Annotated in this window: 19 protein-coding genes; 8 read left to right on the top strand and 11 right to left on the bottom strand. The window is 59.7% G+C overall.

The window, feature by feature from the left end; translation table 11 throughout:
• Positions 1-13: 13 nt before the first annotated feature.
• Together WDZ78_RS05975 and WDZ78_RS05970 are read right to left on the bottom strand one after the other, a co-directional pair.
• Complete coding sequence (locus WDZ78_RS05975; RefSeq protein ID WP_003502876.1) at positions 14-1234, bottom strand: LL-diaminopimelate aminotransferase; 1221 nt, start codon at positions 1232-1234, stop codon at positions 14-16.
• 302 nt (positions 1235-1536) lie between these two features.
• Complete coding sequence (locus WDZ78_RS05970; protein WP_425672553.1) at positions 1537-2496, bottom strand: nucleoside hydrolase; 960 nt, start codon at positions 2494-2496, stop codon at positions 1537-1539.
• A 182-nt stretch (positions 2497-2678) separates the two neighbouring features.
• On the opposite strand from WDZ78_RS05970, the gene WDZ78_RS05965 reads away from it, so the two are divergent.
• On the top strand, positions 2679-3482 hold the full coding sequence (locus tag WDZ78_RS05965; RefSeq protein ID WP_425672552.1) for a TSUP family transporter: 804 nt from the start codon (positions 2679-2681) through the stop codon (positions 3480-3482).
• A gap of 56 nt (positions 3483-3538) precedes the next feature.
• On the opposite strand, the gene WDZ78_RS05960 is transcribed toward WDZ78_RS05965, so the two are convergent.
• From WDZ78_RS05960 to hemN, 8 genes are all read right to left on the bottom strand, one after another.
• The gene (locus tag WDZ78_RS05960) at positions 3539-4234 is read right to left on the bottom strand and encodes a hypothetical protein (protein ID WP_003502880.1); all 696 of its coding nucleotides are present in this window, start codon (positions 4232-4234) and stop codon (positions 3539-3541) included.
• A gap of 279 nt (positions 4235-4513) precedes the next feature.
• Positions 4514-5443, bottom strand: a complete 930-nt coding sequence (locus WDZ78_RS05955) for a lipid A biosynthesis lauroyl acyltransferase (protein WP_425672551.1) — start codon at positions 5441-5443, stop codon at positions 4514-4516.
• Between the two features lie 5 nt (positions 5444-5448).
• On the bottom strand, positions 5449-6477 hold the full coding sequence (locus tag WDZ78_RS05950; RefSeq protein WP_003502882.1) for a zinc-binding dehydrogenase: 1029 nt from the start codon (positions 6475-6477) through the stop codon (positions 5449-5451).
• 152 nt (positions 6478-6629) lie between these two features.
• The gene (locus WDZ78_RS05945; RefSeq protein ID WP_003502883.1) at positions 6630-7913 is read right to left on the bottom strand and encodes a beta-ketoacyl-ACP synthase; all 1284 of its coding nucleotides are present in this window, start codon (positions 7911-7913) and stop codon (positions 6630-6632) included.
• 11 nt (positions 7914-7924) lie between these two features.
• Complete coding sequence (locus WDZ78_RS05940; protein WP_425672550.1) at positions 7925-9121, bottom strand: beta-ketoacyl-ACP synthase; 1197 nt, start codon at positions 9119-9121, stop codon at positions 7925-7927.
• A 208-nt stretch (positions 9122-9329) separates the two neighbouring features.
• Complete coding sequence (locus WDZ78_RS05935; RefSeq protein WP_003502886.1) at positions 9330-9809, bottom strand: 3-hydroxyacyl-ACP dehydratase FabZ family protein; 480 nt, start codon at positions 9807-9809, stop codon at positions 9330-9332.
• Positions 9810-9898: 89 nt separating this feature from the next.
• Positions 9899-10183: an acyl carrier protein gene (locus WDZ78_RS05930; RefSeq protein ID WP_003495848.1), complete on the bottom strand. Its 285-nt coding sequence runs from the start codon at positions 10181-10183 to the stop codon at positions 9899-9901.
• 114 nt (positions 10184-10297) lie between these two features.
• A complete protein-coding gene (gene hemN, locus WDZ78_RS05925; protein ID WP_425672549.1) occupies positions 10298-11647 on the bottom strand; it encodes an oxygen-independent coproporphyrinogen III oxidase in 1350 nt (449 codons plus the stop codon).
• 212 nt (positions 11648-11859) lie between these two features.
• Here hemN and fnrN point away from each other — a divergent pair, with 212 nt between their 5' ends.
• Positions 11860-12585, top strand: a complete 726-nt coding sequence (gene fnrN / locus WDZ78_RS05920; RefSeq protein ID WP_003502897.1) for a transcriptional regulator FnrN — start codon at positions 11860-11862, stop codon at positions 12583-12585.
• Positions 12586-13132: 547 nt separating this feature from the next.
• On the opposite strand, the gene WDZ78_RS05915 is transcribed toward fnrN, so the two are convergent.
• Positions 13133-13558 (bottom strand): hypothetical protein, encoded by a 426-nt coding sequence (locus WDZ78_RS05915; protein ID WP_425672548.1) that lies wholly within the window; start codon positions 13556-13558, stop codon positions 13133-13135.
• A 138-nt stretch (positions 13559-13696) separates the two neighbouring features.
• Between WDZ78_RS05915 and WDZ78_RS05910 the strand changes: the two genes are divergently transcribed.
• The 6 genes from WDZ78_RS05910 (at position 13697) to WDZ78_RS05885 (ending at position 20337) form a co-directional block, all read left to right on the top strand.
• Positions 13697-15556, top strand: a complete 1860-nt coding sequence (locus tag WDZ78_RS05910; protein ID WP_020012597.1) for a PHA/PHB synthase family protein — start codon at positions 13697-13699, stop codon at positions 15554-15556.
• Positions 15557-15589: 33 nt separating this feature from the next.
• Positions 15590-16309 (top strand): DNA/RNA nuclease SfsA, encoded by a 720-nt coding sequence (gene sfsA / locus WDZ78_RS05905; RefSeq protein WP_020012598.1) that lies wholly within the window; start codon positions 15590-15592, stop codon positions 16307-16309.
• 31 nt (positions 16310-16340) lie between these two features.
• Positions 16341-17180, top strand: coding sequence for a type I methionyl aminopeptidase (map, locus tag WDZ78_RS05900; protein WP_020012599.1), 840 nt, complete (start codon positions 16341-16343; stop codon positions 17178-17180).
• 13 nt (positions 17181-17193) lie between these two features.
• Positions 17194-18036 (top strand): RadC family protein, encoded by an 843-nt coding sequence (gene radC / locus WDZ78_RS05895; protein WP_020012600.1) that lies wholly within the window; start codon positions 17194-17196, stop codon positions 18034-18036.
• Positions 18037-18173: 137 nt separating this feature from the next.
• Positions 18174-18596: a TadE/TadG family type IV pilus assembly protein gene (locus WDZ78_RS05890; RefSeq protein ID WP_020012601.1), complete on the top strand. Its 423-nt coding sequence runs from the start codon at positions 18174-18176 to the stop codon at positions 18594-18596.
• A gap of 1 nt (position 18597) precedes the next feature.
• A complete protein-coding gene (locus WDZ78_RS05885) occupies positions 18598-20337 on the top strand; it encodes a TadG family pilus assembly protein (protein ID WP_425672546.1) in 1740 nt (579 codons plus the stop codon).
• Positions 20338-20383: the final 46 nt, after the last annotated feature.

Below are 20383 nucleotides of genomic sequence, written 5' to 3'. Positions count from 1 at the left end.
CCTTCGGTTGCCCTTATCTGTGGGCGTTAAGCGAAACGACATTGTGCATCGTTTCGTCTGCGCTCGACAGGAAACGCTTCAGATTGCGCGCTGCCTGACGAATTCGGTGCTCGTTTTCCACGAGCGCGAGACGGACGTAATCGTCGCCCATCTCGCCAAAGCCGATGCCGGGAGCAACGGCGATATCGGCCTTCTCGACCAGGAGCTTGGAGAACTCCAGGCTGCCGAGATGACGGAATTTTTCCGGGATTTTCGCCCAGGCGAACATGGTCGCCGCCGGCGGCGGAACCTCGAAGCCGGCCTTGCCGAAGGTGTCGACCATGACATCGCGACGGCGGCGATAGACATTGCGCACTTCGGCAATGTCGGAGCCATCACCGTTCAGCGCATGGGTCGCCGCAACCTGGATCGGCGTGAAGGCGCCGTAGTCGAGATAGGACTTCACACGCGTCAGCGCCGCGATCAGCCGCTCGTTGCCGACGGCAAAGCCCATGCGCCAGCCGGGCATGGAAAACGTCTTCGACATGGAGGTGAACTCCACCGCGACGTCGATGGCGCCGGGAACTTCGAGAACCGAAGGCGGCGGGTTGTTGTCGTCGAAATAGATCTCCGAATAGGCAAGGTCGGACAGCACGATGATCTCGTGCTTCTTCGCAAAGGCGATCACGTCCTTGTAGAAATCGAGCGAGGCGACATGCGCCGTCGGGTTCGACGGGTAGTTGACGATCAGCGCCAGCGGCTTCGGAATGGAGTGGCGCACGGCGCGCTCCAGCGGGCCAAAGAAGCTGTCGTCAGGCTCGACATTCATCGAACGGATAACCCCGCCCGCCATCAGGAAACCGAAGGCATGGATCGGATAGGTCGGGTTCGGACACAGGATGACGTCACCAGGCGCGGTGATGGCCTGCGCCATATTGGCGAAGCCTTCCTTGGAGCCGAGGGTCGCGACGACCTGCGTATCGGGGTTCAGCTTCACGCCGAAACGGCGGGCATAATAACCGGCCTGCGCGCGGCGAAGGCCTGGAATGCCCTTGGAGGAGGAATAACGATGGGTGCGCGGATCCTGAACGACCTCGCAAAGCTTGTCGACGATCGCCTTGGGGGTCGGAAGGTCGGGATTGCCCATGCCGAGATCGATGATATCGGCCCCGGCCGCTCGCGCGCTCGCTTTCAAACGGTTGACCTGTTCGAAGACGTATTGCGGCAGACGCCGGACCTTATGAAACTCTTCCATCTCTTTCCTCATAGGAATGGACCGGTACTGCCGGTCCATAACGAAGGTTCGTTTTTTGTTGTTAAACGCCGCCGACACGAACCGACCCGGCAGGCGTTATTCATTGTAGCGCAAAGCACGGGAAAACCTACAGGGGTTTTCTCGGCCCACGCCGCATAGCGGCCATCCGCCCGTCCTTCCGGCACGGCCTTTTCAGCCCCTCAGGCATGGCGGATCGCGCACTACGATCAGGGAACTTGCATAACGCCAGATTCTTGGAAAATGCAAGGCAAGCCATGCTCAAGAACGGCCATTCCCGCCCGTCAGCCGCGCTCCCCTGTCACAATTGCGGCGCGGATGACCGAAAGCACGCGCTCCGGCTCGATATCCGTGCAGACCAGCTGGCTCGGATGCCCGTCCCAGTCACCCGGCGGAAAGGCGCGGCCATCCGGCTTCTGGATCGTCTGGCCGTCGGCAAGCCCGCCACAGACGACGCGTACCGGACCGCTGCGGGTTTCAAAAAGCTCAGGCGCCACGAGATAGACGCAGGCGCAGCTATCATGCACCACCATGCCGTCGCCGGTGCGGGTCTTGTAGAAATCGATATAGAACTGCGACAGGTCCGAAAGCAGCTCTACCGGCTTGCCGCCGGCCTTTGCCATGTCAGCCATGAAGGCGCTGGTCATCACCGTTTTCGTCGTCACATCGAGACCGACAACGACCACGCGCCAGGGCGCGGTGAAGACGAGATCGGCCGCTTCCGGATCGCCGTGAATATTGGCCTCGGCCGCCGGCGACACATTGCCGTTGATATCGAAGGCGCCGCCCATGACGATCACTTCCTTCACCAGCGCGGCAAAATCCGGCTCTTCGCTGAGCGCCAGCGCCAGATTGGTCATGCGACCAACAGCAATCAGCGTCACCTCACCGGGATTGGCCTTGACCGTCTCGATGATGAAGCGATGCGCCGGACGCGGATCGAGCGGCAGATCGATGGTCTCGGGGATATCGATATCGCCGAGACCGTTTTCGCCGTGGATGAAGGTCGGCCAGTGGCCTTCCTTGCGGGCGGGATCGAAGGTCACGCCGGCGCCCCTGGCGACCGGTGCGGTCATCTGCCATTCCCGCTTCAGGAAAAGCGCATTGCGGGTGGTGATATCGATGGGCGCATTGCCGAAAACGGTGGTGACGCCGATCAGATCGATATCGGGATGGCGGTGCAGAAAAAGAAGCGCCATGGCGTCATCCACACCGGGATCCGTATCGAATATCACTTTATGCATAATGCCCTCATCCGTATGTCTCAAGCGCCATCAGGCCTTCCGGCGACGCGCCACGGAAACATAACGATAAGCGGCAACACCGCAATCCCCCTGCCCGCAGCCGAACGTACAGAAAGATATTGCGCGGTGGCCTTTTCGGTGAAAGAAGAAGCCCTCTCCTCCCGCCTGCCCGGACATTCCCAGTGCAAGACATCGCCCTCAACGTTTTTATCGTTCTCTTCTGCGTCGCCATCTTTGCCGGATTTATCGATTCCATCGCCGGTGGCGGCGGCCTTATCGTCATTCCCGCAATGATGATCATGGGCATCGCCCCGCTCGATACGCTCGGCACGAACAAGCTGCAGGCGCAGTTCGGTTCCGCCTCCGCGACCCTTGCCTATGCCAGACGCGGCCACGTCAATCTCAAAGAGCAACTGCCAATGGGGCTGATGGCCATGGCGGGCGGAATGCTCGGCGCGCTGACAGCCGCCTTCGTGCCGGCCGATCTCATGCGCGCCATCATGCCGTTCCTGTTGATTGCGATCGCGCGTTATTTCGCCTTCAAACCGCAGCTCAGCGATATCGACAGCCATCGCCGCATCACGCCCTTCGTGTTCGGGCTGGCGGTCGCGCCGCTGATCGGTTTTTACGATGGTGTTTTCGGCCCCGGCGCGGGGTCCTTCTACATGCTGGCCTTTGTGGGCCTTGCCGGTTTTGGAATGCTGAAGGCGACCGCCCACACGAAGCTTCTCAACCTCGGTTCGAATTTCGGCGGCTTTCTCGTCTTTGCAATGGGTGGCGCGGTTTTGTGGAAGCTTGGCCTGGCCATGGGGGTCGGCCAGTTCATCGGCGCGCAGATCGGATCCCGTTTCGCGATGAAAAACGGCGCGAAGATCATCCGCCCGCTTCTCGTCCTGTCATGTCTCGCCATGGCGACGAAACTTCTTGTCGATGCATCGTCCGCCTGGTCCATCGCAACGGTCTGGGAAACCATCTTCCCGAAATAAGGGATGGTGGAACGCCGTTTCCCATCTTTACGACGATGGGAAGGCGCCTCGCTGCCTCAGCCGGCGGCGCGGCGACGGCGATCGGCGATTTCGCGGATCACCACCATCGCCCCCACGAGCTTGTAGGCGGACGAGTAGCACGGCGACATTTCCAGCGACTTGACGACCGTGCGGCCGTTCTGATCTTCCGCATAGGTATATTTCGACGTATCGCCCTTGAAGCAATTGTCGAGCTTTTCCCTGAGATTGTTCTGGAAACGGTGAACGCCGACAAGCTCGGCGATATGGCAGCCGACAAGCCCTTCCGGGGCATTGCGCTGAAATGCATCGAGAGCATTGGCGAAGGAAACGCGGTAGCCGGGTGAAACGATCACCACCGGCTCGTCGAGATCGTTGAGCATATCCTCATCGAGGATCAGGTGGCGATGATGCCATTCCAGAGTGTCTTCGTCCTCGTCACCGACGACCTTGGCCTTTGACGGCATGCCGACGTAGCGATCGACAAGCGTGCGAAGAAGCTCGGAGTTGCGCTGCACGCAGCCAAGGTCTTCCGCCTCGTGGTTGAGGAGATCGATGGCGAAACGGAACTGCTCGCGAATATCTTCGGAATTTTCTGTCTTACGTCCGACAACCCGCTCGAGGAGCTGTTCCAGTTCACGTTCCAGCACGGCAATCTTGTCGGCTTCGTTTTTACCAACGGCAGATTGCAGTTCCGTATAACGCAGCCAGAACAACTCAATCAAATCTTTCAACCCAACTCTCCCTGAACGGGCATAACCCCCGCTACCTATGCGAACGGATTAAGCCTTTATCCCCTGATTATAGCGTCTTTGCGCTTAAAAATGACGTAACGAAACGCAGGAACGCCGCGAGGATTGTTGTCCAAAATATCACAGCAACCGCTAATTTTTCAATTTCGATAATCCATGAACGAAAAATGAGGTTCCGCAAATATGGAAAAGCACCGAAACGCGCGATTTTCCCGTCGAATTTCATAAGAATCGCCGAAAATCCGGCCGCACGTGATCCCGTCAAATCTGATGCTTCACGTCCCAGCGGTCGTGATACCACAGCCATTGTCCGGGGTATTCGCGCACCCAGCTTTCGACCTTGTCGTTCAGAAGCTGCGCCGTCGCCTGAATATCGACATTGCCCTTGTCGTCACGCGGAATTTCAACCCTGGGCTCTATTTCCAGCCTGTAGCGGTTGTCAGGAAGACGCACGCAGCGAGCGGGATAAACATCGCAGTTGAACTGTCGCACCAGCTTGGCCAGAAGCGGGTTGGTGCGAACCTCAAGGCCGAAAAACTTCGTCGTCAGCCCCTTGCCGAACTTCTGGTCAACGAGCACGCCCACGCCGCCGCCCTTTTCCAGCTGCCGCGCCAGCGCGAAGGAAGAGCCGGCATGCGAGGGCACGAGATTACCCATGCGCTCCTTGCGGAAATTGAAAACCTTGTCAGCCACGAAGGGATTGTTGGGTGGCCGGAACAGCACCGTCACATCGAGACCAAAAGCCGAGCCGGCAACCGGCAACAGCTCGAAATTACCGCTATGGGCGGTAAAGACGATGAAGGGTCGTGGATTGTCGCGCAGTTCGAGGAAGGTCGAGATGCCTTCGACCTCGATGCGGCCCGGCTCGTTCTTTTCAGGGTCGAAGTCGAACAGACGGTCGAGAAATACATATTCCGCCGCAAGCCGGCCCATATTGGCCCAGCTGTCCATGGCGATCGCAAGCCGCTCTTCCTCTGACTTCTCGGGAAAGGCGCGCGCCAGATTATAGAGCATCAGCTTGTGGCGGCCGGTTTTCGGCCCCACCCAGCGCGCCAGCCGATCGGCGGCGCGAATGCCCGCATCGGCCGGAAAAAGCTTCAGCAGGTTGAGAAGGCCGAAGGCGAATGTCGCGATCAGCCACTGCCGGAAGTGGTCCAGTTTCAGGACGATCCGTGTCAGGAAAAGCTTCAAGATGGTCAATCCATCCGCAGAACGATTTTACCGAACACCTGGCGCGTCTCCATGCGTTCCAGCGCCCGGTCGATATCGTCGAAGGTGACTTCGGTGTCGATAACCGGATGCACGATGCCACGCGCCATCTTCTGCATGGCGTTGGCCATGTTTTCCATGCGGCAACCGAAGGAGCCGAGCAGCTTCAGCTGCTGCTGGAACAACATCATCAGGTTGATATCGGTGGAGACGCCTGACGTGGAACCGCAGGTGACGAGACGGCCGCCGCGCTTCAGCGAGAACATCGAGCCCGCCCAGGTATCCTTGCCGACATGTTCGAACACAACGTCGACACCCTTCTTTTTCGTCAGCTTGCGCACGACGCCTTCGAAACGGTCGGTCCGGTAGTTGATGACGTGGTCCGCACCAAGGGCCTTCGCCCTTTCGATCTTGTCGTCGGAGCCGACGGTGGTGATGACGGTGCAGCCCATCTTCTTGGCAAGCTGGATCGCCGCCGTGCCGATGCCGGAACCGCCGGCATGCACGAGGATCGTCTCACCGGATTCGAGCTTGGCATTGTCGAACAGCATGTGCTCGACCGTGCCGAAGGTGACAGGTGCAAGAGCGGCCGCAACGGCATCGACGCCATGCGGCGCAGGTACGAGCTGACGGGCGGGAATATTGATCTTTTCCTGGGCAAAACCGTCGAGATGGAAACCGTGAACGCCCTGCACATGTTCGCACAGATTGTCACGGCCTTCGCGGCAGGGTTTGCACAGCCCGCAGGTGCGCGCGCCATAGATTGCGACGAGCTGGCCGGGCAGCACATTCGATACGCCCGGACCGATGGCTTCGACCACGCCGGAGGCCTCCGCACCGATGGTGAGCGGCATCTTGCGCTTGGCGAAAGCCATGCCGCGCCAGCCCCACACGTCGATGTGGTTCAGCGCCACGGCCTTGACGCGCAGCGTCACCTCGCCCGGTGCCGGAGCATCCGGTTCGGGCAGGTCCACTTTTTCGAGCTTCCGGTCGTCCACGAGTTGAAGAGCGCGCATATATCAGTCCTTCGCCCGAGGGCGTTTATCTAAAGGGCTATTCCAGCAAACCTCTGTAACGGTTTTGCGGCCGGAATGCGTAATCAAAGAAGCGAGAGCGTTTCCGGAGTTCCATTCGGGCCCGAAAACGCTCCTGTTAGTGGTGAAACCGGTCAGGCCGGTTCCCGCGTCATGACAAGGCTTGCATTCTGCCCGCCAAATCCGAAGGAGTTGGACAGAACCGCGCTCACCTGAGCATCCCGCTTCACATTCGGCACCACGTCGAGCGTGATAGTCGGATCGGGATTGTTGTAGTTGATCGTCGGCGGCAGGGTGCCGGTCAGCATGGTCTGCAGCGAGAACACCGCTTCCACAGCGCCTGCGGCGGTCAAGGTGTGGCCGATCATCGATTTGTTGGATGACAGCGGGATGTTCTTCAGGCCCTCGCCGAAGACGGCGAGCATGGAGCCATATTCCATCTTGTCGTTTTCCGGCGTCGAGGTGCCGTGGGCGTTGATATAACCGATATCGCTTTCGGCCACGCCCGCATCGGCAAGTGCCGCGCGGATCGTCGCAATCGCCGGGCCGCCGTCGGGCGAAGAGCGTGTGCGGTGGAAGCTGTCAGCCTTTTCACCGGCGCCCTTGATGATGCCGAGAACCTTCGCACCGCGCGCAACGGCGGCTTCGAGCGATTCCAGCACCAGCGTTGCCGCGCCTTCGGCGATCACGAAACCGTCGCGGTCCTTGCTGAATGGCTTGGAGGCCTTTTCCGGCGGGTCGTTCTGGGTCGAAAGCGCCGACAGCAGCGAGAAGCGGATCAGCGCTTCGGCGCTGACCGAACCGTCTGTCGCAACCGTCAGCGCGCGCTCGGTGCGGCCCTGGCGGATGGCTTCGACACCGAGCTGGATCGCGGTCGCCCCGGATGCACAGGCGGTCGAAAGCGTGACCGGCAGGCCGCGTGTGCCAAAGCGGTCGGAAAGACGTTCGGAGATCGCGCCGAACAGCGCCGCCTCCTGGAATGCCGGATCGGGACGCTGGCGGAAAGCCGTCAGGAACCGTTCATAGGCGTCACCCGGCTGGGCAGCCGGCGGAGACCGGTCGGCAAGCTCGAAACGGGCGCTCCATTCCGGCTCGATTGGCGGTGCTGCGAGAAACAGCGGACCGTCGAAATCACCTGATATACCGGCCTGCGCCAGAGCCTCGATGGTGGTCTCACGCGCAAAAGCATAAGAACGCTCGACGGAATTCGGAACCGGGATATCGATGAAATCCACCGTGCCGCTGATCCGCGTCGAAAGCCCCTCGGTCGGGAAACGGGTGATCTTGTGGATGCCCGACTTGCCGGATGTCAGCGCCGCCCAGTTATCGGCAAGTCCCTGCCCAAGCGACGTGATGATGCCCATGCCCGTCACGGCAACGATGGGACGACCGAGATGATCCTTGAAGTTGGAAGTCATGGTCTTTCTCCTCACACGTCACGGGACAGAACGGCGACACCTTCGCCGCGCACATGGCCGACGGTGGTGACGACGGCTTCACTGGCCGCCTCGCCCATGGGTTTTTCCTCGGCCGCGTCAAAAGCCGGCACCTTCGCGCCGCTTTCAAGGGTAAGCGCCGCAAGCGCCAGTCCAAGCGGGAACTGCGCTTCCAGCCCGTGGCCGGTGATGCCGCCGAAACCGCGAATGACGGCATTTGGCAGAGCCTTTTCGAGAATGTCCTTCTCACGGGCCGTCACGCCGTCATAACCGCTTGCGCCGGAGAACACGACCGTCGCCGCACCGTCCTTAGCGGGGGCAAGCAGACGCTCCATGCGCTTTTCCATTTTGCCTTCGTCACGGCTGCCGCGGTCACCCTCGATGGCGTCGATACGGGCATAGATGCGCGCGCCGCGTTCACTGGCGTGCTTGCGCGATTCCAGCACTAGGAAGGCGCCGAGCGAACCGGAAATCATGCCGCCGCCGTCCTGGTCGCCACGCGACCACAGCGGCTGCCAGCCGCCTTGCGCATGTGCGCCGATGGCTTCAAACAGCAGGATCATGTCGGGACGTTCCGCAGAGAAAGCGCCGCCCACCAGCGCGTGGCTCGATTCGCCGGAGCGAATGCGGTGGAACGCGGTTTCGACGGCGGAAATGCCGGCCGCTTCCTCGCCCATGAAGGTGCGGGAAGACCCGGTGACCTTGTGCACGATGGAGATGTTGCCGGCCATCAGGTTGGAAAGCTGGGCGAGAAACAGCGTCGGGCGCAGTTCGGTCGTCAGCTTTTCGTTCAGCAGCTTTTCGCGGTCATTGCGCTTCAGCGCCTCGTCGACGATCAGCGTATCGACATTGATGTCGCGCTCACCACCACCGGCGGCAACGATCATGTCCATGGTGGCGCAGGCTTCGGCATTTTCCTTCAGCCCGGCATCATCAAGCGCCAGGCCGGCGGCAAAAACGCCAAGCCGCTGCCAGTTTTCCATCTGGCGCTGGTCGCCGCGCTTGGCGATCTGCGCGGACCAGTCGATCTCAGGCATGGGATGGACCGGATAGGGTTTGAATTTTTCGGTCTCGACAATCGTCGCCGGCGCGGCGGTTCCAGAAAGAAGCGCCACATGCGCCTGGCTGCCAACGCCGTGACAGGTCACGATGCCGACCCCTGTTATCACCACATCATTGTCAGATTTCATCGTCTGTCATCCTTTGCAGCCGGCCCCGCGGAAACGGTCACGGCTATCCACAGCGGTTGCGAACAACCACTTCATGCGTTGCGGAATAAAGCGCGCGATGCGGATTGGCAATGGTGAAGGCCCGATCCGCCGTCGCGAGCCCACGAATTTCATGCGTCAAAACCGGGCCGACGGGAAAAACGATCTCCTTCAAAACGGGTGGAAACGTCTATTTCTGCGCATCCGCGGCAATCGCCGCCATCAGGCCGACTTCCTCCGCCCGCTTCTTGACGATAGGCCCGAGCGGAATTTCGCTGAACGGCATGGTGCGCAATTTAAGCTGCGCGTCGCAGACCTTCTTGCCGGCAGAGGTTATCTTTGCCTTGGTGACGGCAAAACCGGAACCGTCATGCTCCAGCACCGCCTCGATGTCGAGAACAGCGCCCGGCTCCACGAAGGTGCGCATCTTGGCGCCGTCAACCGACATCAGGAACGGCATGGACGCAAAATCGGAAAATGCCAGAACCAGCATGCCGGAAGCCTGCGCCATGGTTTCGATCAGCAGCACACCCGGAACCAGCGGCATGCCGGGGAAGTGACCTTCGAAAACCGGGCTCTGGTCGGGAACGATCGACTGCGCCTTCAATGTGCGCGTCGCCATGTCCACGGCCTCGACCTTGTCGATCATCTGAAAATATTCAAGCAGCATCCGTCCGGCCCGTCTCTGGTCGGTTGCGACCCGCCGTTACAGGCTGGGTCCAGAAAGAAAAATGCCCGCCTGAAGCGGGCATCGTTGCTTCAGCCCTTGGCTGCGCGCAATTCGTCGATCTTGGCGCAGAGGTTCTTCAGCACGAAGTATTCTTCGGTGGAAACCTTGCCTTCGTTGACTTCCTGCGTCCACTGCTCGAGCGGAATCTTGATGCCGAATTCCTTGTCGATCGCAAAAACGATATCAAGAAAGTCGAGGCTGTCGATGCCGAGATCGTCGATCGTGTGGCTCTCCGGCGTAATGGTTTCGCGGTCGATTTCGCTGGTTTCGGCGATAATGTCGGCAACCTTGTCGAATGTAGCTGTCACGCCCATAATCCTTATTGTCGTTCGTATGAATTATCCTGTCTGACGCACCACATAGGCAAGTCGCACAAAAAAGCCAATGGTTTCGTGACGTAACTTTGTAATTTGCCCCAAAACTGTTGCCTAAACAGCAACCGAATGACGGCCGCGTCCGTTACCGAGATAGGTGTCGAAGATTGCCGCGATGTTACGCACGAACGGCTTTCCGGCCTCCGTCACGGCAAAAATATCGGCGTCCAGCCGCACCACGCCATCCCTGTCGCCTGCGGCGAACAGCTGCGCCTGATCCCTCACGGAATGGCTCGCCTTGCCGAAACGGTGCCGCAATTGCGAAAGATCGATCGAAAAATCGCACATCAGCCTTTCGATGACGTGCGAGCGCAGATGATCCTCCTCCGACAGTTCAATGCCCTTGGCGACGGCAAGCCCGCCCTCGCCCGCCATGCGCTGATATTCCCCCGTCGCCACCATGTTCTGCACATAACCCTGCGGCAGCCTGCCGATCGAGGATGCACCAAGCCCGATCAGCGCATCGGCGGTGTCAGTCGTGTAGCCCTGGAAATTCCGCCGCAACGCGCCGGCTTCTGCGGTCTGGCATAATGTATCGGTCGGCTTGGCGAAGTGGTCGATGCCGATCGCCTTGTAGCCTGCCTGTTGCAGCATCTCGCCCGCCATCGTCATCTGGCGGTAGCGCTCGGCAATATCCGGAAGCGCGTGTTCGGGGATCAGCGACTGGTGTTTTTTCATCCAGGGAACATGGGCGTAACCGAAAAGCGCGATGCGATCGGGATCGAGCGACACGATCTGGTTGACGGTCCTTTCCAATGTCTCACAGGTCTGGAACGGCAGCCCATAGAGAATGTCGCAGTTGACCGAGTGCACGCCCCTCGCCCGCACGGCATCCACGACCGATTTCGTCTGTTCGAAAGACTGGATGCGGTTGATGGTTTTTTGCACTTTGTCATCGAAGTCCTGAACGCCGAGACTTGCCCGCGACATGCCGATGGCGGCAAGCGCGTCATAGCGGCTGTCGTCCAGATCATTGGGGTCCATCTCGACGCTGATTTCAGGTGCAAGCCCGAAGGTGAAGTGACGCCGCAGACAGTCCATCAGGCTCTTTATGTCCTCCGGCTTCAGCATGGTGGGCGAACCACCGCCGAAATGAACAGCACTCACCACCGCATCGGGCGAAACAAGCGCGCCAACCGCCGCGATCTCCTGCTTAAGTGCTTCAAGATAAACTGCAATCGGCTCGTATTTCAGCGTGTGCTTGGTGTGGCAGGCGCAGAACCAGCACAGCCGGTCGCAATAGGGAATATGCAGATAAAGCGATATGCTATTCCTGTGGCCAAGCGCGCCGAGCCAGCTGCGATAGGCGCCATTATCGATTCCCTCGTGGAAATGCGGCGCGGTCGGATAGCTCGTGTAACGCGGCACTGCACCCGAATATTTGTGAAGAAGTTCGGTATTCATCACCCGATTTGCCTTTTATCAAGAAAATGTCGATTTCCTCTCTTTCAGTAACGGCTGCGACAGTTTGCAACTTTGACTTCAATCAAATTGCGCCATAAGTTCTTGCTAAAGTAGACGCGGGGACAACGGCTACATGGCGAAAGCCTTCCATGAGACCGGATTTGATACCCACGGTCGCAATCGTCCCGAAAAGCCAGCATTGGAAAAGGCTTATGGACACGCTGCAGAAGACCATCCACAATTCGGAAGAGCCCGTTGTTTGCCGCTCCTGCGAGGCGCGTCACGGCGGTCTTTGCAGCACGCTGACACCACAGCAGCTCTGCGATCTCAACCGCCATTCCAGCCGCAAAAAACTGGAAGCCGGCAACGAGCTTCTCGGCCAGGGCGAACTCGTCACCTCCTATGGCAATATCCTGAAGGGCGTGGTGAAGCTGTCGAAAATGATGTCGGATGGCCGCCAGCAGATCGTCGGCCTGCAATTCGCGCCGGATTTCCTCGGCCGTCCGTTCCTTGCGGAAAGCAAGATGACGGCGGAAGCCGCAACCGATGTGGAGATTTGTCTCTTTCCCCGTCGCGTTGTCGACCGCATGGTCTCCGAAGTACCCGATATGGAACGCAAGCTTCACAACCAGTCCCTGAAGGAACTGGATGAGGCGCGCGACTGGATGCTGACGCTGGGTCGCAAATCGGCGCAGGAAAAGGTTGCCAGCTTCCTTTATATGATCGCCACCCATATCGATCCGGAAAACGACGACAAATCCTGTTTCGACCTGCCGCTTTCACGCGCCGACATCGCCGATTTCCTTGGACTCACCATCGAAACGGTTAGCCGGCAAATGACCAAACTGCGTAAGGAAGGCATTATCCGCATCGAGAACAACCGTCACATCACGGTGCCTGATCTCGACGTGCTGAGCGAAGCCGCCGGCAACGACTGACGGGCTTTCCCTTCGATCATTGCCCCTGAAGCGCGGATGCTCCGAAATTGATGTGCGGCGCCCGCGCCTGTGCGGGTGCGAGCGCAAAACTGGCAAAAACCAGCAAAGCGGCGATGCATTTCATGATATTTCACCCCGTGCCTCGCTTTTTCAGCGGCCTGTTTGTTATGGCTGCATCATAGCGGCAAACCTCATCCATCCGCTTAACATCTTGGGTAAGCGGAAGGTTCAAAGGCAGGGTAAAGAAGGGGTTATGATTGCCGGGCCGACAGGACCTTCAGCCGTGATTGTCGCTGTAGCAAGTTCGGCACCCCCTCTTGTTTCTTGTCCCCGGCGGGGAGAAGGTGGCCCGAAGGGTCGGATGAGGGGCAAGCGCAGAGATATGCGGAGAGCTTACCCCCTCATCCCGCTGCCGCGGACTTCTCCCCGGCGGGGAGAAGAAACCGGGCGCACCCGCTTGCTCCATAGGGAATTCCCCGTTTGGGTGCATGTTTCGTCAATCAAAGATAATCTGGCCAGTCGCTGAGACCGCGCAAACTGCATGATCTCACTGCGAGGCTGCAGGCGTCGCAACCGGCTTCTGGTTTTCGGCAAGCGCCCGCAGCTCGGCCACCCGGCGCTTGTATTCGGCTTCCGAAATCTGGCCGTTGCGCCTTGCCGCACCGAGGCGCGACAGGCTCGATTCCATGGTGGAGGCCTCATCGTCACCCATCTGGGTGCCCGCGGCCGTCAGCGGCTGCGAGAAGGTCGGATAGGTGCCGGTATCGCGCTTCTGGCTCACCGCATTGTCGCTGACGGGGCGCGGACCGACGATTTCAGTCGTGGGACGGCGCATATGGGCGGGCGCAACAATCGGCTCCGGGGCCTTGCAGGCTGCAAGCGCGGTGACGAGCAATGTGCCGGAGAGCGAAAAGACAGCGATTCTCGCGGCGTTTTCCGCATATGTTCCCCATGTGCCCATGTGCTTGCCCATCGTCATGTTCCGCCTGTAAGGATATCGCCGATATCGAATTCGACTGCGGTTCGGCCCTTTGCGGCCTCCCCTTGCTGGTGGAACTTGTATTCGTTTTCATGCAGAATGTGCAAACACAAATTTGGTGGAGGATGGCGCATGGCAGGTGTTGACGGCGGGGCAGAGAAAAAGGGTGGAAAAACGCCCGGTTTCGACGCTACTTCCGCCGAGGCCTACCTGATCCGCGACCCGGAAACCTTCGCGATCAATATCGCCCGCGCGCTGGAGAATCTCGGCAAGGCCGCCTCCGAATGGCTGGCGCCGCGCGAACGCGGTGAAATTCCGCAGGCAAGCGCTGATCCCGTGACCGATCTGGTCAAGACGCTCTCCGATGTCGCCGAATACTGGATGGCAGAACCGAAGCGCTCGCTCGAAGCGCAGACCCATCTGCTTTCCAGCTATTACGATCTGTGGGCGAAATCGGTGGCGCAGTTTTCCGACGACGCCGATTCGGCTTTTGAAAAACCCGCCGAAAGCGGTCCTGCCGTCCGCAGGAGCAGGCGTTTTGCCGATGCCGACTGGCAGGCCAATCCGTTCTTCGATTTTCTCCTGAAAGCCTACCAGACCACCGTCGGTTTTGCCGACCGGATGGTGACGGAGGCAGACGGGCTGGACGAACATACCCGCACCAAGGCGCTGTTTTACATGCGCCAGGTGACGGAGGCCCTCTCGCCGGCCAATTTCGTCTTCACCAATCCGCAGGTCTTTCGCGAGACGGTCGCCTCCAGCGGCGCCAATCTCGTCAAGGGCATGGCGCAGCTGGCGGAGGATGTCGCGGCCGGCAATGGCCATCTGAAACTGCGCCAGACCGATTACAGCAAATTCGTCATCGGCCAGAATATCGCCGTCACGCCTGGCAAGGTCGTGGCGAAAAGCCCGCTCTGCGAAATCATCCATTATGCGCCGACGACGCAGAAGGCCTTCAAACGGCCGCTGCTGATCGTGCCGCCATGGATCAACAAATTCTACATTCTCGATCTCAACCCGCAGAAATCCTTCGTCGGCTGGTGCCTTGAGCAGGGCCACAGCGTGTTCATGGTCTCCTGGATCAATCCGGATGCCCGTCTGGCCGACAAGGGCTGGGACGATTACATCCGCGAAGGCATCGATTTTGCGCTTGATACCATCGAGGAACGGACCGGCGAGAAGGAAATCAACGCCATCGGCTATTGCGTCGGCGGCACGCTTTTGTCCTCGGCGCTGGCGCTGCATGCGCAGGAAGGCGATGAGCGCATCCGCAGCGCCACGCTGCTGGCCGCCCAGACCGATTTCATCCATGCCGGCGACCTCAAGGTGTTCATCGACGAAGGCCAGCTTGCGGCGCTGGACAAGCACATGCAGGCGGTCGGTTATCTCGACGGTTCGATCATGGCGACCGTCTTCAACATGCTGCGCGCCTCCGATCTCATCTGGCCCTATGTGGTCGATAACTACCTGCGCGGCGCCGAGCCCCTGCCCTTCGACCTGCTGTACTGGAACTCCGATTCGACCCGGGTGACCGCCGCCAGCCACTCGTTTTATCTGCGCAATTGTTATCTCGAGAACAATCTCGCCCGCGGACTGATGCGCGTTGCCGGCAAGCGCATCAATCTCGGCGATATCACGATACCCGTCTATGATCTCGCCACCCGCGACGACCATATCGCACCGGCGAAATCGGTCTTCACGGGCGCTGCGCTGTTCGGCGGGCCGGTGGAATTCGTACTCGGCGCTTCCGGCCATATCGCCGGTGTCGTCAACCCGCCGCAGCTTGAGAAATACCAATATTGGACGGGACCGTCACCGGCCGGAGACTTCGACGCCTGGCAGGCCGCCGCCACGGCCCATAAGGGCTCGTGGTGGGTGCACTGGCAGAACTGGATCGAAAGCCAGAGTGCCGAAAAGGTGAAGGCGCGAAAACCGGGGGACGGCAAGCGCCCGGTGCTCGGCGATGCGCCGGGAATCTATGTCCTGTCCTGATCACGCCCGCTACCTCTTAGTCTTTCAGGCCCCATGTTCTTCACACCCCCGCTTATTCCCGCAACGTTGATCTCCCGCTACAAGCGTTTCCTCTTCGATGCCGTTCTGGAAGACGGCACGGCGATCACCGGCTCCTGCCCCAATACCGGCTCCATGCGCGGGCTGACGACCCCGGGCTCCCGCATCTGGCTTTCCGAACACGACAGCCCCACCCGCAAGTACCGTCACATGCTGGAAATGGTCGAGGCCGATGGCACCGTGGTCGGCATCAATACCGGCATGCCGAACCGGCTGGCGGAAGAAGCGATCCTGAACGGCCGCATTCCGGAACTCGGCGGCTATTCGACGATCCGGCGCGAGCAGAAATACGGCCGCAATTCCCGCATCGATTTCCTGCTGTCCGAACCCGGCCGGCCGGACGCCTATGTGGAAGTGAAGAACGTGCATTTCATGCGCGAGCAAGGCCTCGCCGAATTTCCTGATACCGCCACCAAACGCGGCGCGAAACATCTGGAGGAATTGGGTGACGCAGCGGAATCTGGTTACCGTTCAGTGATGCTCTATCTCATCCAGCGCGGTGATTGCGACCGGATGCGCATCTGCGACGATCTCGATCCCGTCTATGCGCTGGCGTTTCAGCGGGCGATGGCGCGCGGCGTGGAGGCCTATGCGGTCAAATGCACGGTCTCCCCGGCACAAATTTCAGTCAGCGGAACGGTTAAGATGGACGAATGGCGTCCGGCTGTTTTATGAACGGGGACGTAAAGAGACAGAAAGCACCAAGATGGTCACCTATATCGAAGCAGCCTCCGCCCCCCTCAAGAATACCGGCGTCATCCGCCTTTATACGCCTGAGGACTTTGACGGCATGCGCAAGGCGTGCCAGCTGACGGCGCGTTGCCTCGATGAACTGGCAGCCATCGTCAAGCCGGGTGTGACGACTGACGCCATCGACCGCTTCGTCTTCGAATTCGGCGCCGACCATGGCGCGCTGCCGGCGACGCTGAATTATCGTGGTTATACGAAATCCGTCTGCACCTCGATCAACCATGTGGTCTGCCACGGCATTCCGGATGAGAAGCCGCTGCGCGAAGGCGATATCGTCAATATCGACGTGACCTATGTGCTTGACGGCTGGCACGGCGATTCGAGCCGCATGTATCCCGTCGGCCAGATCAAGCGCGCCGCCGAGCGGCTGATGGAAGTGACCTATGAATGCCTGCTGCGCGGTATTGCCGCCGTAAAGCCCGGCGTACGCACCGGCGCGATCGGCGCTGCGATCCAGGCCTATGCGGAAGCGGAACGCTGCTCCGTGGTGCGTGATTTCTGCGGCCATGGCGTCGGACGCCTGTTCCACGACACACCCAACATCCTGCACTACGGCCGCCCCGATGAAGGCCCGGAAATCCGCGAGGGCATGATCTTCACCATCGAGCCGATGATCAATCTCGGCAAGCCGCATGTGAAGGTGCTTTCGGACGGCTGGACCGCGGTGACGCGTGACCGTTCCCTTTCCGCCCAATATGAACATGCCGTTGGTGTCACGGCCACCGGCTGCGAAATCTTCACGCTGTCACCGGGTGGTTTTGATCGTCCGGGCCTGCCGCCGCTTTCCCCCGCATAAGGCCAGACCGCCTATGGCAAAACGCCCCGCCTCGCCTTCCGCCGATCTTTCCACGACGTCAGGCTTTGAGGCGGGCGAAGGCGATCTGTTTGAAGGGGCGGATGAGCGCGGCTTTTTTGCAGAACCGCGAAATGCGCCCAGGAAACCCGAGCGGGCCGTAGCCACCGCAGAACAGGAAACGGATGCGGCCCATTATCACGGTCACCGCGACAGGCTGCGGGCGCGTTACCGCGATGGCGGCGATGCAGCGCTTGCCGATTACGAGTTGCTGGAGCTTCTGCTGTTCCGGCTGATTCCGCGGCGCGATACCAAACCCATCGCCAAGGCCCTCCTTGCCCGGTTCGGAACCCTTGGCGGCGTTCTCGGCGCTCCTTTGGCATTATTGCAGGAAGTGAAGGGCGTGGGCGAAGCCGTGGCGCTTGATCTGAAGCTCGTCGCCTCCGTTTCCCAGCGCATGCTGAAAAGCGAAATCCGCAACAAGCAGGTTCTCGGATCCTGGTCGTCGGTCATCGATTATTGCCATGCCGCCATGGCCCACGAGACGCGGGAACAGTTCCGCATCCTCTTCCTCGACAAGCGCAACGTCCTGATCGCCGACGAGGTGCAGGGTCAGGGAACCGTGGACCACACGCCGGTCTACCCGCGCGAAATCGTGCGGCGCGCGCTTGAGCTATCCTCTACAGCCTTGATTTTAATACATAATCACCCGAGTGGCGACCCCACCCCTTCGCGAGCGGATATCGAGATGACCAAAACCATCATCGATACGGCAAAGCCGCTCGGCATCGCCGTTCACGACCATATCATCATTGGCAAGGATGGCCACGCCAGCTTCAAAGGCCTTCGGCTGATCTGAAGCAAACGCGAAAGTTTAACGCGAGTTGCAACCCATAGAGGCGGCATCAACACAAAATTAACACCTATAAATTAGCATTTCCGAAAATAATAAATCAAGGCATCGAACCTTGATGCCTGAAGGAACGGGGGTGCTTTATGTTTAATGGAGTGCGTTTCTTTCGCGATAGATCCGGCTCGTCTGCTGTCGAGTTCGCCATCGTCGCACCGATATTCTTTCTCGTCCTGCTCACGATGATCGCCTACGGCATTTATCTGATGGCCGCCTATTCGGTGCAGCAGATCGCCGCCGATGCGGCAAGAACGGCCGTTGCCGGACTGAACACCACCGAACGCCAGCAACTTGCCCGCGATTTCGTCAGCAAAAGCGATCTTAGCTACGCCTTCATGGACAAGACGCGTTTCACCGTCAACGTCGCCACCGATCCCGCCAATGCCAACCAGTTCACGGTCAAGGTCGAATATGACGCCCGTAACCTGCCGATCTGGAGCCTCTACAGCTACACCCTGCCCGAGCCGGTCATCCGGCGTTTTTCCACCATCCGGATCGGAGGAGCATGACATGCGAGATATCCATTCCCTTCTCCCCCGCTTCCTCAGGGATAAAAAGGGCAACATCGCCATCTCGGCGGGGCTCACCGCACCGCTTTTCATCGGCATATTGGCGCTCGGTGTCGATTACGGTTACCTGACATTGCAGAAACGGCAATTGCAGCAGACCGCCGACCTCGCCGCCATCTCGGCGGCGGCCAACGCCACCGATGCCGAAAAAGCGGTTCAGCAATATTTTGCCCTCAACGGCATGGATCTCGGCGTCCGGACGGCCCAGGGCATTTTGACCGCCAAGGGGCTCCAGCCATTCGATCCCCTGAATGAATTCGCCAGCAGCAAGGGTTATGCCGAAGTCATCAAGGGTCACTATGAGCCGGATGCGACGGTCCCTGTCGGCCAGCGTTTTGTCGATAACGCCCTGCCCACCAATGCGATAAAAGTGAACATCGTCGAACAGGGGCAGATATTCTTCGCCTCCGCCTTCACCAAGCCGCCGAAGGTTTCGGCGGTCGGAACGGCCTCGTCCCAGAAGATCGCGGCATTTTCGGTGGGATCGCGGCTCGCCAGCCTCGATGAGGGAATTCTCAACAGCCTTCTCGGCGGCCTGCTTGGCACCACGGTGTCGTTGAAGCTGATGGATTATCAGGCGCTTCTCGCCGCCGATGTCAACGCACTGAAGATCGTCGAGGCGCTGGCCATCGATCTCAACCTCACCGCCGGCACCTACAAGGATGTTCTGAAGACCGAAATCAGCTACGGCAAATTCCTCGACGTGCTGACGAAAACAACGGGATTGCAGCCGGCGGTCGTCAACATTCTGAATACGCTGCAAAAAACCGTCAACAAGAGCAACGTCAAGATCAAGCTCGAGGAAATCCTCAATCTCGGCCCGTTCTCGGACAAGCTGATCGGTACGGGTGAAAACCTCAAGGTCACCGCCGGTGTCTTCGATCTCATCAATGCCGCCGCGGTAGCCGGCAATGGCGGCAATCAGCTGGGGCTTAATATCAACGCCAATCTTCTCGGTCTCGCCTCGGTCAAGGCAACGCTTGCCATCGGTGAACCGCCGGTCGAAACGCCGTCGCTTGCCGTCGGAGGTCAGGGCACGGTGGTGCGCACCGCGCAGACCCGGCTTGCGGTCAATGTCGTGGTTGACGGGCTTCAGGCCATTGCCGGCCTCAAGGTCAATCTTCCGCTCTATGTGGAAGTCGCCCATGCCGAAGCGCGGCTTGCCGATATTCGCTGCACGGGCGGCGGACAGGGAACCGTCGATGTCGAGGTCGTTCCCGGCGTCGCGGAAATCGCTCTTGGCAATGTCGATACCACGGCCTTTGCCAATTTCGGCAAGGATCCGCGTGTCACCAAGGCGGCAATCGTGGATTCGGCGCTGCTCGCCATCAATGGCAGCGCCCTCATTAACGCCACCAATATGGCCAAGACCAAGCTGACCTTCACGCAGTCCGATATCACCCAGGCCAAGATCAAGAGTGTCTCCACCAAGGACACCGTTACCACTCTCGTCAGTTCACTGCTGAAGAACCTCAATCTGGATATCAGGCTTCTCTTCCTCAACCTTGATCTGGGAGGCCTGGCGGGCATTCAGGCGGCGCTTGCCAACACGCTTGCGGTAGTCACAGCCCCCGTCGATCAGCTGCTCTATAACGTGCTGCTGGTTCTCGGTGTCAAGATCGGCGAAGCCGATGTGCGGGTCACGGATGTCCGCTGCCAGCAGCCGGCGCTGGTGCAATAGTTCAGCACCGCGCACGAAAAAGCCGCCGGAAGGTCTCCCGGCGGCT

This window comes from Agrobacterium sp. M50-1, assembly GCF_049843495.1.
Taxonomy (GTDB): Bacteria; Pseudomonadota; Alphaproteobacteria; order Rhizobiales; family Rhizobiaceae; genus Agrobacterium; species Agrobacterium radiobacter.
This window is presented reverse-complemented; position numbering and strand designations above follow the sequence as displayed.